General features: G+C 34.5%; 13 protein-coding genes. 5 read left to right on the forward strand and 8 right to left on the reverse strand.

Going from position 1 to position 13,487, the window contains the following annotated elements; all coding sequences use genetic code 11:
- Positions 1-40 precede the first annotated feature (40 nt).
- The 5 genes from JC605_RS18365 to JC605_RS18385 all read right to left on the reverse strand — a co-directional run bounded on the left by JC605_RS18365 (position 41) and on the right by JC605_RS18385 (position 4,980).
- Positions 41-520: a hypothetical protein gene (locus tag JC605_RS18365; protein ID WP_198857586.1), complete on the reverse strand. Its 480-nt coding sequence runs from the start codon at positions 518-520 to the stop codon at positions 41-43.
- Between the two features lie 87 nt (positions 521-607).
- Entirely contained in the window at positions 608-1,087 is a 480-nt protein-coding gene (locus JC605_RS18370) for a DUF4440 domain-containing protein (protein WP_198857587.1), read from the reverse strand.
- An 81-nt stretch (positions 1,088-1,168) separates the two neighbouring features.
- Positions 1,169-2,239 carry a type II asparaginase gene (locus JC605_RS18375; RefSeq protein WP_233074163.1) on the reverse strand — a complete coding sequence of 357 codons (1,071 nt, stop codon included), beginning with the start codon at positions 2,237-2,239 and terminating at the stop codon, positions 1,169-1,171.
- Positions 2,240-2,260: 21 nt separating this feature from the next.
- Positions 2,261-3,709, reverse strand: coding sequence for an aspartate ammonia-lyase (locus JC605_RS18380; RefSeq protein ID WP_198857588.1), 1,449 nt, complete (start codon positions 3,707-3,709; stop codon positions 2,261-2,263).
- Between the two features lie 38 nt (positions 3,710-3,747).
- Positions 3,748-4,980 carry a DcaP family trimeric outer membrane transporter gene (locus tag JC605_RS18385; RefSeq protein WP_233074165.1) on the reverse strand — a complete coding sequence of 411 codons (1,233 nt, stop codon included), beginning with the start codon at positions 4,978-4,980 and terminating at the stop codon, positions 3,748-3,750.
- 440 nt (positions 4,981-5,420) lie between these two features.
- Here JC605_RS18385 and JC605_RS18390 point away from each other — a divergent pair, with 440 nt between their 5' ends.
- Positions 5,421-7,001: a hypothetical protein gene (locus JC605_RS18390; protein WP_198857589.1), complete on the forward strand. Its 1,581-nt coding sequence runs from the start codon at positions 5,421-5,423 to the stop codon at positions 6,999-7,001.
- A 75-nt stretch (positions 7,002-7,076) separates the two neighbouring features.
- On the opposite strand, the gene JC605_RS18395 is transcribed toward JC605_RS18390, so the two are convergent.
- The gene (locus JC605_RS18395; protein ID WP_198857590.1) at positions 7,077-7,589 is read right to left on the reverse strand and encodes an Lrp/AsnC family transcriptional regulator; all 513 of its coding nucleotides are present in this window, start codon (positions 7,587-7,589) and stop codon (positions 7,077-7,079) included.
- Positions 7,590-7,696: 107 nt separating this feature from the next.
- Between JC605_RS18395 and JC605_RS18400 the strand changes: the two genes are divergently transcribed.
- Entirely contained in the window at positions 7,697-8,599 is a 903-nt protein-coding gene (locus JC605_RS18400; RefSeq protein WP_198857591.1) for a DMT family transporter, read from the forward strand.
- Positions 8,593-9,354 carry an alpha/beta fold hydrolase gene (locus tag JC605_RS18405; protein WP_198857592.1) on the forward strand — a complete coding sequence of 254 codons (762 nt, stop codon included), beginning with the start codon at positions 8,593-8,595 and terminating at the stop codon, positions 9,352-9,354. The genes JC605_RS18400 and JC605_RS18405 overlap by 7 nt, the downstream gene beginning before the upstream one ends.
- Here JC605_RS18405 and JC605_RS18410 read toward each other — a convergent pair.
- Positions 9,351-9,596, reverse strand: coding sequence for a hypothetical protein (locus JC605_RS18410; protein ID WP_111362850.1), 246 nt, complete (start codon positions 9,594-9,596; stop codon positions 9,351-9,353). The two genes, JC605_RS18405 and JC605_RS18410, sit on opposite strands and share 4 nt — an antisense overlap.
- Positions 9,597-9,891: 295 nt before the next feature.
- Between JC605_RS18410 and JC605_RS18415 the strand changes: the two genes are divergently transcribed.
- Together JC605_RS18415 and JC605_RS18420 are read left to right on the forward strand one after the other, a co-directional pair.
- A complete protein-coding gene (locus JC605_RS18415) occupies positions 9,892-11,148 on the forward strand; it encodes a putative DNA modification/repair radical SAM protein (RefSeq protein ID WP_198857593.1) in 1,257 nt (418 codons plus the stop codon).
- 5 nt (positions 11,149-11,153) lie between these two features.
- Positions 11,154-11,930 (forward strand): TIGR03915 family putative DNA repair protein, encoded by a 777-nt coding sequence (locus JC605_RS18420; protein WP_198857594.1) that lies wholly within the window; start codon positions 11,154-11,156, stop codon positions 11,928-11,930.
- 2 nt (positions 11,931-11,932) lie between these two features.
- On the opposite strand, the gene JC605_RS18425 is transcribed toward JC605_RS18420, so the two are convergent.
- Complete coding sequence (locus tag JC605_RS18425) at positions 11,933-13,399, reverse strand: glycoside hydrolase family 130 protein (RefSeq protein ID WP_198857595.1); 1,467 nt, start codon at positions 13,397-13,399, stop codon at positions 11,933-11,935.
- Between the last annotated feature and the right edge of the window lie 88 nt (positions 13,400-13,487).

The raw sequence follows: 13,487 nt of genomic DNA on the forward strand, positions 1-13,487 counted from the left end.
ATGATCTTTCTATACTTTCTACTCTGTACCCAGAAATCGTCTAGTGTTTTTTGGTTTTATCCAGTTCGCCAATAAAAGGAATAGCATTCTGAATTTCAGCGCGTATAGTCACTTGCAGATACAACTCAAGCTGTACAAATTTTGCTGCATTGATTCCGCCAATAGCTTTTGCCAGTTTAGAATGCGTTTTGGCAAGTAATTTTTCTGAATCTTGATTGTATTTTAAGTTTGCCGCTGTTAGCTCTGTAGCTTTAGCATCGCTTAAAGTCGAATAATTGTTTGCATAGTCTTCGAGAATTTTAATCTTTTGCTGACTTAAGGCTTTGCGCTCTGCTTCGTATTTATCATAAATAGGCTGAAATGCTGCTGCTTGTGTGTCAGACAAATCCAAATATTCTTTGACTACATCTGCCTTTGATTTTCCATAAAGATCTTGGATCAAATTAATTTCATCTACAGAAGATTGTGCAAAAGCACTTAATCCGAAAACCAACGAAAGTATAAATAGTAATTTTTTCATAATCTTAATTTTAAAGTTTAAATAATTTGCTAAAGTGATAGTTACATATTACTCCTAAATCAAATTTAAAAGTTTTAAAAATGCATTTTATTCTGTCAATCCATCAGAAGCACTCATATCTCTTAAACAAACATATTTGCCATCTCTTTTTTCAAAAAGACTCATATAATTTCCAGTATTTATAGGCGTTTTTGTCGAGTCGGTTACTTTATAATATCCTACTTCTACCACCATGTTACCATCGTGAGAAACAAAAACTTCTTTGGTTTCAAATGAGATTACATTCGTATTATTTTCTAAATCTGATTTTAAAAATTCATATCTAGCATCTTTACCAATAATTGGCGGTCTGTTTTGATAAAAAGTAATGGCGTCATCTGCATAATATCCAATCTCTTTTAATTGACCAGCATTGTATGTTGTAGCATATTCATTTTCTTTTGCCTGAATTTCTTTCTTGACTTGCTTTAAGTCAATCACAACATTTTCGTCCTTTTTTGTATTGCAGGAAACCAATAAAACACAAAAACCAGAGAGAACCGCTCTTATAATTATTTTATTTTTCATAGACATTAAATTTTCAAGTTGATATAAAACTATTTCGTTTTACAAACAGATTCAAAAATTTGTTCGTAAACACAGTTCTTTTTAATATTCTTCGAATATCTTTTGAAGTTCGGCCAAGCTTCTTTTTTTCAACAATGCTACCGACAATAAGATTCTAGATTTCTGCGGATTTAAAGCATATGAAGCAATTAATCCAAGTTCATCATCGTTGCATTCTACATTACGGCTTACAAGTCCAGTTGCTACACGTGTGCTTCGAACTACTATAATTCCTTTTTTGCTAGCTCTTGCACAAGCATCTAGAGAGGCTTTGTTCATATTTCCGTTTCCTACTCCAGCAATTACAATTCCTTTGGCACCGCGTTCTATCGAAGCATCAATTAAATCTGGTTTCATATCTGCATCGGCATAAATAATGTCCACGCGAGGAAAAGAGCTAACGCCTTTTACATCAAACTCTGAGTTTTTTCCAAATTTTTGACTAGGATAATTAAAGAAATCGTTTGTTCCGTAAGAAGTAATACCGATAAGTCCTCTAAGCGGAGACATAAAAGTCTGAACGGCCGTTGTACTCACTTTTGTTAAAGATTGTGCCGAGTGAATCCAATCGTTCATTACCAAAAGTACACCGCGTCCTTTTGCTTTAGGATCGCCAGCTACTGCAATCGCATTATAAAGATTTAAAGGCCCATCTGCACTAATTGCTGTCGATGGACGCATGGATCCTACAAGCACTACTGGTTTATCTGTTTTTGTAGTTAGATTTAAAAAAAAGGCCGTTTCTTCCATTGTATCGGTTCCGTGCGTAATTACAAAACCGTCTACATCATTGCTATCGGCTAACTCATTAATTCTATTGGCTACTTTCAGCATAATTTCAAATGACATGTCCTGAGATCCGACATTCGCAATTTGCTCACCTTTTATATCGGCTACTTTCAAAGCATCTGGAATTGCATTTACCATTGCATCAATGGTAACTTGACCAGAAGTATATCCTGACTGTACTCCTGTTTGAGCAGAACCGGCAATTGTTCCGCCTGTTGCTAATATTAGAACTTTAGGCTTAGCCTGTCCGAACATGCTGATATTGAGTGACAATAACAGCAGTAAAAGTATTTTTTTGTAAAAGTTGATATTTAATTTCATCATTTTGTCGTTTAAGGTTGAGAATTATTTTTGGCCTGTTAAAGTTGCTGGATCAAGCAGTTTTTTAATTTGGTCTTCTGTCAGCAATTTCTTTTCGCGTATAAGTTCTAAAATACCTTTATTGGTTGCCAATGCTTCTTTGGCCAATTCAGTTGTTTTTTCGTAACCCAAAATCGGATTTAGAGCCGTTACAACACCAACACTTCGATCCATATAATGCGCCAAAACGTCTTTGTTTACTGTAATGCCATCAATACAGTTTTTTCTAAATAATGGCATTGCTTTAAAAAACAATCCTTGAGATTCCATCATGGCAATGGCCTGAACAGGTTCAAAAGCATTTAATTGCAATAAACCAGATTGTGCGGCAATCGTTACGGTCAAGTCATTTCCCATTACTTTAAAACACAATTGGTTCATAAGTTCTGGCATAACCGGATTTACTTTTCCTGGCATAATTGAAGATCCTGGCTGAAGTGCAGGCAAATTGATTTCGAAAAAACCAGTACGAGGACCAGAAGCCAAAATGATCAAATCGCTGCTTATTTTTGCCAAAGCTACTGCCATGCTTTTAAGTGTAGAAGAATACATTACAAACCCTTGTTGACTAGTCGTAGCAGCAATAAGATCTTTACTCATTACAATTGGTTTTCCTGTAATTTTTGCCAAATGCGCTGCTACTTTTTCAGCATAACCTGGAGAAGCAGTAATTCCTGTCCCGATTGCTGTAGCACCCATATTTTGTTCGCATAAATAAACCTCCGCCTTTTTTAAAGCGCTAATTTCTGCGTCAAGCTGATTCCCGAAAGCATGAAATTCCTGACCTACAGTCATTGGTACAGCATCTTGCCCTTCGGTTCTTCCCATTTTTAGAATGTCTTTAAATTCATCGCCTTTTTTATGGAAAGCTTTAGCCAAAAGATCTGCCTCTTGAAGCAGTTTATCGTTATGAAGAAGTAATGCCACTTTTATGGCTGTTGGGTACACATCGTTTGTTGATTGTCCCATATTAAGATCATCATGAGGTTCAATGTATTGATATTCTCCTTTTTTATGACCGCTTAATTCCAATGCAATATTGGCTAAAACTTCGTTTACATTCATATTCGCAGAAGTACCAGCACCGCCTTGATACAAATCGACCAAAAATTGATCATGATATTTGCCATCAATTACAGCTTGGCAAGCTTTTTCTATAGCAGCAAGTCTATCTTTTTTAAGTCGGCCTACATCTGCATTGGCACGTGCTGCAGCTAATTTAACCATTGCAAAAGCTTTTACATAGTCAGGATAAGATTGCGTAGTCAAGCTACTTATCTGAAAATTTTCTAATGCACGGGCTGTTTGTACTCCGTAGTACGCGTTTGCAGGAATCTGTTTTTCTCCCAGAAGATCCTTTTCAGTTCGAGTCTGCGCATTAAGAGCAATTACAGACAATCCGAACAATAGCAGATATTGTACAGTTTTACACATATTTTTCTTTTTTAAGTGATTAATAAACACAAAGCTTTCTATTGATTTTTTCTATAAAATGCTTCAGAGAAATTATATTTAAAAGAAAACTGTATTTTGTTTATGGAAGTGCTCCATCCGTCGTTGTAATTTTCGCGGTTACCCCACTGAAATTCAGCTCCAACCATACAGTTTTTTACAGGAGTATACAAGATATTTGCGAGAGCGTATTGTCCCTTTTTAAAGGCGCTGTCTGTTTGTCCGTCTGAGTTGTCAATATCAATCATCGAATATCCTATTGCAGTACTAAACTTATCACTCCAATTATGATCTAAAAAAGCGACAACACCAACCACAGGAAGCGCAACACCTTTTACAGGAGTTACAGGATTACTCAGATTATTTTTAATACCTATATCGACAGGAGCATCATTCATGTAGTTCTGTACTCCTTCTCCATACATAACTTGCCCTCTAAAAACATCATTTTTACTAAAGTTAATGTTGGTACTTAAGTTAAGTCCCCACCCTACTGCATCTCCTGATAAATTATACTGATCGTTGTTTTGATCTTTCCATTCAATTTTTCTTACGATACCTGCTAGCTCAATATACCCCCATTTAGTTCCAAGATGGTATTCTGCTGAAAGGTCTGGCAACGGAAATCTTGCTTTTACGCCTTGCAATTCTACACGATTGGCATAATCTCCCTGATCGGCACTTGCTCCAGGTCTTTCTAATGCAATGGTTAAACGAGTATCGCCTTGAATTGGCATATATCGAATCTGAATGTTTCTAAAAAACACCATTCCAGTTGGCCCCCAATATTCTAGTGAATTCGGAAATACGCCAATATCCATAAAAGGGCTCCAAGTTTGTCCAGCTCCAAATTTTCCTAATTCGGCATAAGCATGACGCAAACGAAAAGTAGTCTGTCCAGCATCTACACCAGTACCAAACAACTCGAATTCAAAATGTGTTTTCAATTCTCCAAGTCCAGTATTAAAATAATTTTTAAAGCCAAGTCTAGTCTGGCGTACAGAAGCATAGTAATTGCCGTCTGGACCATATTCATTTTTATATGAAGGCAGTTTAGTTGGCCTTACCACATCATACCAATCTGATTGAATTTGATTAAAATTATAACCAACATCGGTCATAATGAAACCATAGATTTCCATGCTTTTAGATCCTTCTTCTTGAGCTTGAGCTTGAGCTAAAGCGGAAATGAGAAAACAAATTATAATGGCTCGATGCCTGATCGTGACCATTTGTAAAAACCTTTTTTTCATAATGATTATAGTTTGTTTATTGTGGGATGCTTTACTACTATTCATTTGTTTTTTACAATCTGGGCTTAAAAATAAAAGTGACTTTATTTCAAAAATCTGTATTTCTCAGAACTGGCTTTTAGCTTAAAAAATCTTTTCAAAATTCTTTAAATTTTGTTTTTTGGGCAGACAAAAAAATCAAGAACTTGATAATGTCGTCTTCTTTTTTGTTAAAAAAGCAAAAAAAAGACGCTACACTAACTGATTATCAAACAAATATAATCAATGCTAGTGCACGATTAGGGTTATTAACGGTTACATTTAACGGTTAAAAAATCAGATTAATAATATTAATATGTTAAATATTCACATATTTTTATAAATTTGTAACTACATCATATTTAACACTTTACTCGCCCAGTGACTTTTTTTTCGACGTTAATAATTTCAAATAATTTATTATGGAGTCAATAAAAAAAATCCCCCCGGATACCATTTACAATGAACTGGAAAATGTTTTAAAGTTTAATTCTTTCAAGAATTCAATACTGTTAAGCAATTTTCTGCGATATATAGTCACAGAAACCATAGACCAAAGACAGAAGTTTATTAAAGAATATTCGATAGCTGTAAATGCTTTAAGCAGACCTTCTCATTTCAATCCTCACGACGACGCAATGGTTCGTATTCATGCAGGGCGATTAAGAAAACTTCTCAATGAATATTATTCTTCTGACGGAAAAGATAATTCGGTGATTATTCATGTCCCCAAAGGCGGTTACGTTCCCGAATTTATTCATAATAACAAAATGAGGCACATTGATTTCCCTATTAACACAAGTAAATCAAATCTGGTCATCACAGTATTTCCATTTAAATCGACTTCTCAAAGGCCCGATTTAGAAGCTTTCTCTCAAATTCTTTCCGAAGAAGTAAGTGCAGAACTTTCACGTTTTCAAGACATTTCTGTAATAGGCCATTTTGCATCTAGTGTAATTTCAAAAATTAATGAAAATATTCTAGAAGCCGCCAGTTTAGTAGGAGCCGATTTCATTATAACAGGACATATTCAAATTATTGATAATAAAATGCAGATCAGAGTCAATCTTGTAAACTCCTCATCTGGTAAATTTATATTGACTAAATTGTTTACGCCTGCCACAATCGATGACGGTATTAGAATACAAAATGAAATCGTGAAAGATATTGTTTCCAGCATGGGCGGTTATTATGGCATTATCTTTAAAGAAATGGTAAAAACAGCACCTTCTAAAATATCAAACAATTCGGGTATTTTAAAAGCAATCTGCAGTTATCACGAATATCAATGCTCCTATTCTATAGAAAATTATGCAAATGCATTATCCAATTTAAATGATGCCGTAGAATTAGATCCAAACCATGCTATAGCTTGGGCAATGTTGGGCGAAATGCAATTGGCTGCTATTGCTCTCGGAATAGACAACTGCAAGAAAACAATCGAAAAAAGCAGTCACTGCATTACAAAAGCATTGAAAATAGATCCCAACTGCCAACAGGCTTGGTATTCGCTAGCACTTTTAAGCTGTTTTAAAAAAGATCAAGATAACTGTCTTTCTGCCGCAGAGCAATGCATAAAAATAAACCCTAATTCTTCTGGCATTATCTCAGGAATAGGCTGCATGTTAATTTTTGCAGGCTATTTTGAGAAAGGCTTTAATTTGGTAGAAAATGCAATTCGAATAAATACTTCGCATCCGTGGTGGATTAATATTGGATATTGCTACTATTACATTCATAAAAAAGAATATCAAAAGTCCTTATACTGGGCAGACAATATGGACTTTAACGAAACCATTTGGGATTCTTTGCTAAAAGCGGTTTCCTTATCCCTGCTAAATGAAGATGCAAAAGCTAAAATACAGCTAAACAACCTTCTAAAACTACAACCCCAAACTCCAACAGAAATCAAAGAAATATTTTGCAGTTTTATGTTTTCTGATGAGGTTGTTTTTAGAATGGTAAACAGCTTAAAAAGAATTGGATTAAAAGAAGATATTTGATTATTTATAAAATATAGAAAACTACGCAAGTCCTAATAAAAAGGCTTTGCGTAGTTTTTTGTTTTTAACTCTAAGTTAAAAATGTAATTTAGTTGATTGCTTAATGTAGCTCATAACAAAAGAACTCTGGACTTTACTGATATTTGGAATATCTGAAAGCTTTCTAATAAAATCATTAAACGATTCTGGATCTTTTACCACAACTTTCAAAACATAATCAAAAATTCCGCCTGTAACATATCCTTCTACAACCTCATCGAGTGCTGCGACTTGCCTCGAAAATTCTTCTACAAGATCTAAACGTTGGCTGTTTAGAGAAAGATTTATAATAACAGTAAAATTTAATCCAACTTTTTTAGGATCAATTATCGCGACATAATCTTTAATATACCCCTCGTTTTCAAGTTTTTTAATTCGGTCGTAAACAGAAGTTCTAGACATATTGAGTCTTTCTGTCAAATCAGTTATATCAAATCTTGCGTTCTCTTGAAGAATTCGAAGTAACTCTATCTCTTGTTTGCTTAATTCTTGCATCGGATTTTTTCCAGTTAAAGTATAAAAAATAATTAATTTTAGGACAAAACACATAAATATATGCATTCTGAAATATTAAATACATATTTAGATCAAAAATAACGGCTATTATTCTTCATTTTATACTTTTGACTGTACAAAACATATTTTCAACAATAAAAATGAACAAATATATTATCATCGTCGCTTTGGGCGCATTAAGTTTCGGAATGCTGTCTTCTTTTGCCAAAATCGCTTACGGAGAAGGTTATTCTCCTGCCGAAATCACTTTGACACAAGCACTTGCGGGAACTTTAATTTTATGGTCTATCGTCATTTTCAGAAAATTAAAATACGGCACTAAACTAACATTAAATTGGAAATTGCTTTTAGCAGGAACCACAATGGGCTCTTCGGCTTATACTTACTATTTATCTGTGGCTTATATTCCTGCATCATTAGCAATTGTTTTATTAATGCAAATTACCTGGCTAAGTATCTTAGTCGATTGGATATTTTTCAAGAAAAAACCAAATACGGTAGAAGTCGGTTCGGCACTTTTTATCATTTTAGGAACTATTCTGGCAGGAAACCTTTTAGACTTAAGCAATGCCAATATATCATTTACAGGAATAGCTTTGAGTTTATTATCGGCTTTGCTTTATACACTTTATATCGTTTTTACGAGCAAAATAGGCAAAGAAACTCCCATGTTCGAAAAAAGTGCTTTAATGACCAGTGGTTCAGCCATGATTATATTTTTAATTAACTGTGAAGCCATTACTACAAGCACACATTTAGATTTTGGATTGCTGCAATGGGGAACATTTTTAGCCATTTTTGGAACTGTAATTCCGCCTATCTGTTTTACAGTCGGGATGCCTAAAATTGGCGCCGGCTTAAGTTCTGTTTTACTAACTTTAGAATTACCTGCAGCTGTTTTTTGCGCTCATATTATTTTGGGAGAAAAAGTCACTTTTCTGCAAATTATCGGAATTACTATAATGCTTGGCTCAATCGTGTATCTTAACATATCGAAAGCTAAAAAAGAAAAAGTGATTCAAAACGAAACCGCAATATGTTAATCCATATAAACGAAAATAATCTTTACGCCGAATATCACAATAATTTTGCAAATCGTCCGACTATTGTTTTTCTTCATGATTCTTTAGGTTGTGTAGAATTATGGAGAGATTTTCCAAGAAGAATTGCGACCCTTTGCCAATGCAACATTTTAATTTATGACAGATTAGGCTACGGAAAATCAGATCCTATGCAGACTTATCTTCGTCCTGTAAATTATCTGGAACAAGAAGCTGACGTTTTAAACTTATTACTCGAAAATCTAAATATTGAAAATGCCATTTTATTTGGCCACAGCGATGGAGGGTCGATCGCATTAATTGCCGTAAGTAAATATCCAAATCGAATTAAAATGGTTATTTGTGAAGCGGCTCATATTTTTGTTGAAGAAATTACCCTAAACGGTATTCGCGAAGCTGCTCAAGCGTACCAAAATACAAGCTTGCCTCAAAGGCTCCAAAAATATCACGGAAACAAAACCGAAACCATTTTTAAAGCTTGGACTGAAACTTGGCTGCGAAATGATTTTAGAAACTGGAATATTGAACATTTCCTTCCCAAAATCAAATCTCCGCTACTATTTATCCAAGGTGAAAAAGATGAATATGGAACTTTAGATCAAGTCGAAAAAACAATAAATGCTACATCTGGAAAAGCTGAAAAGTATATAATACCAAATACAGGACATACACCGCACAAAGAAACTCCAGAAATTGCAATAGAAAAAGTAGTCGCGTTTATTACAGCTTATAACTAAGCTACTTTCTTTGCTACACGTTTTTTCTTCTCCAGTAATTTAAGATGATTTTCGGCACACAGAATTTTCTCGGTCGTGCCGTTTTTTTGTATTTCGATGAGGTAATGAAAATCTCTTTCTTTTGAAGTCGATTTTATAATCAGTCCCTTTTTAAAATCCATTTTCCTTTCGATAATGGTTCCCTTATAAGATATCCCACTCAATGCTGTGTAGGAAACATCTTGTCCTTTTACAAATTTCATTGTTTTAGCCGTTTGTTCCTAATAATTGCTAATACTTCTAAATCTGAAAAACTAATATTAAGGGGGGAAATCAGTTTTTCTACTTTGGGCGAATGTAAAAAGTTTTGACAACTTACAACCCCGTATTTATACCTGTTTTGAAGTTTAAAGATAGTTAAAATTTGAATGTAAAAATAACCTTTCAAAAAAAAGTTGATACAATTTAGAACAGTTTCTTTCGCCTCTTTTTTAGCATGAATTCCTAGTTTTGAAAGAATGAATTTTCGTTTCAAAAAACAACTAAAAAAAGAGCAAAATGGTACAGGAAAGAGTAATGGAGAAATTGGCGATTTTAGCAGATGCAGCCAAATATGATGTTTCTTGCTCATCAGGACAAAGTACACGAAAAAACAAAAACAAAGGATTGGGCGACACAGGAGGCGGAATCTGCCATGCCTTTACAGAAGACGGACGCTGTGTTTCGCTTTTAAAAATCCTACTTACCAACCATTGCATTTTTGATTGCGCCTATTGTGTGAGCCGTAAAAGCAATGATATTAAACGAGCTGCTTTTACCGTTCAGGAAGTTGTTGATTTGACAATTGGTTTTTATCGAAGAAATTACATTGAAGGGTTGTTTTTGAGTTCTGGTATCTTCGACAATGCAGATTATACTATGGAGCGTCTGGTTAGAATTGTCAAAAAACTTAGATTGGAGGAAAATTTTAATGGTTATATCCATTTAAAAGCAATTCCTGGTGCCAGCGAAGAATTGCTAAAAGAAGCTGGATTATATGCCGACCGTTTGAGCGTAAATGTTGAAATGCCAACAGAACAGAGCCTTAAACTATTGGCTCCAGATAAAAATCATAAAGACGTGATTAAGCCAATGGAATATCTTAAAAACGAAATTATCGATTATCAAGAAGAGAAAAAATCCAATTACAAAACACCGCTTTTTGCTCCAGCTGGACAAAGCACGCAAATGGTAATTGGCGCAACAAAAGAAAATGACATGGAAATTCTCGGAATGGCCAATTATTTTTACGAACAAATGAAAATGCGCCGTGTCTATTATTCTGGTTATGTGCCAATAAGCCACGATAATAGACTTCCTGCCATTGGAACTCCAGTGCCTATGATTCGCGAAAACCGATTGTATCAAGCAGATTGGCTAATTCGCTACTACGGATTTAATGTCAATGAAATTGTTGGTTTTGACCAGCCAAATCTTGACTTAGATATTGATCCTAAATTGGGTTGGGCATTGCGAAATCTGCATCAATTTCCAGTAGATATCAATACGGCAGATTTAGAATTAATTCAGCGTATTCCGGGCATAGGATTTTTGAGCGCGAAAAAGATTGTTGCTGCAAGAAATTTCAAAAAATTACAGCCAGAAGATTTAAAAAAATTAGGAATTGCTTACAGCCGATCGAAGTTTTTCTTGGCTTTTTCTTCGCCTTTTTATATGCAAAAAGACCTCACTTCTGTTCAAATAAAAAGTCAGATTTTGAATTTGCAAAACAGTAAATACAAGAATAATTTTTCGAACCAGCTTTCTTTATTTTAATTCAAATGACACAAATAGTTTATGATGGAAGTTATGAAGGCTGGCTCACCGCGGTTTTTGAAATTTACGAGTACAAACTTAAAGACATTGTTTTTGCCAAAGAAGAAATTTCAAATACCCTTCTTTTTTCCAATACCCATTTTGTAACAACAAATGGAGAAAAAGCAAATCGAGTTTTAAATGGCTTGCAGCAGCGTCTTTCGCATCATGGTTTCAACAATATTTATTTTGCCTTTTTATCTGAATTGGAAAAGATAGAAGAAATCTTGTTTCGATTTGTCGAATATGCTTTTGCAAGTCCAATTAATATAGAAGGAGATTTAAGCCGAAGCGAAGTTTTGAACGTAAAAAAAGCAGCCCATTTAACGGGAAAAGAAAGTCATAGAATGAAAGCTTTTGTTCGGTTTAAACTAACAAAAGACAATTTATACTATGCCATTGTAGATCCAGATTGCGATGTTTTACCACTTATTGAACAGCATTTTAAAAATCGATATTCAGATCAACGTTGGCTAATTTACGACTCCAAACGCAAATACGGAATTTACTACGATCTAGAGAATGTCTCTACTGTCGAAATGCAGTTTGAATCGAATGCATCTTCGAGTTTTTTAGCCGAAATAAATGATGAAAACGAGGAGTTTTTTCAAAATTTATGGCGTAACTATTTCAGCAGTGTCAATATAGAATCGCGTAAAAACACGAAACTTCATATCAAACACATGCCAAAACGATATTGGAAAAATTTGACAGAGAAAATTCCAAACCTCAACAAAAGGTAATTTTACTTGCTTTTCTTAAGTGCGTCCAGCAACTCTACCATATCTACCACAGCATAAGTAGAACAATAGTCAGATACGGCATAAGGCAAGATTAAACTATTGTTATGAATAATTGCCCCGCAAGAATACACTACATTTGGCACATAACCTTCTCGTTCATCTTCTAAAGGAGAAAGCAACGGTTCTGTAAGTCTTCCTATTTCTTTTGAAGGATCATCAAGATCAAATAGCGAAGCTCCAATACAATAACGTCGCATTGTACCAACTCCATGTGTAATAACAAGCCAACCTTCTTCGGTCCATAATGGCGAACCGCAATTTCCTATTTGAGTAAGTTCCCAAGTAAATTTAGGCTTTTGCAAGAGAACAGGTGTATTCCATTGTGTTACTCGATCAGAATACATAATATAATTGTTCACACCATCAATTCTCGCCAGCATGGCATACTTGCCTTTTATTTTTCGAGGAAATAGAGCTAGATTTTTGTTTTGTGCACCTTCTCCATGAAGCGGCATAACTCTAAAACTATAAAAATCTTCAGTAGAAATTAACTTCGGCAAAATTGTATGTCCGTTATAAGCTGTATATGTTGCCATAACTCTAACAGAGCCATTATCATCAGTAAAACGAACAAAACGCGCATCCTCTATTCCGCGACTTTCAGAATCAGAAATTGGAAAAATGACGCGCTCTGTAATATCAGAATCGTGTTTGAACTGCAAATCGTAGAAAGAATTTGCCAACCACAAAATTTCTTCCAGTGCAACTTTTCTTTCTTCACGAATTAAAGGATCTTTTAAAGCCTCAATCAACATATTTTTAAGAACAGCAAATTCAAATTCTTCAGGAAGATCCTGCATAATCTGAGCAATATATTTATCAGTTGTATGCATCTCATACAGCTTGGTCAAAAATCGTTCTTTATTAAACAATGTTTTATGCTCAATTTCTGCTTGATCAATATGATTTCCTATTTTCATGATATGCAGATTATTGTCACGATCTAAAATTGCTCTTCTAAAAACAATCGACGAAATATGACCTTCACCAGTTGCCCGAAATGAAATAATAACACGTTTTTCTCCAACTTCAAGTCCTGTCTGGTCAAAATCTTCAACAATAGAAGGATTAAAAATTGCAGCTGATTCTATTGCATATTCCATCGTGCAATAAGAACCAATCAGCATTTTTCGGTCTAGAGACATCGCTTCATAATCAATTTGCATTGCTTCGATTATTGGTCGTATTCTTTCGCAATGTCTAAAAAATACTGCCGAAATATTTCGGTGTCTTCTAGCAAATTCACGAAGCGTCTGCTCCAAAGTCTGCAAAACTTGTTTTTCGTCTAGCATCATTATCCGAAGTACCATTTGCTGGGTTCTTTCTTGCCCATTCATAAAATATCGGGCAACAACTCTTTTGGAATCTGGTAATAATTTTATATTTTTTCGAACAACGGATACTCGCATAATTAGTTTTTTTAAGGCAACAACTCTTAGGAATTATTTATTACACAACAAGTTACTAAAATTTGTTAAAGAAAAAAACTTAATTTTT

The organism is Flavobacterium sp. IB48, from assembly GCF_016405855.1.
GTDB classification, from domain to species: domain Bacteria; phylum Bacteroidota; class Bacteroidia; order Flavobacteriales; family Flavobacteriaceae; genus Flavobacterium; species Flavobacterium ginsengisoli.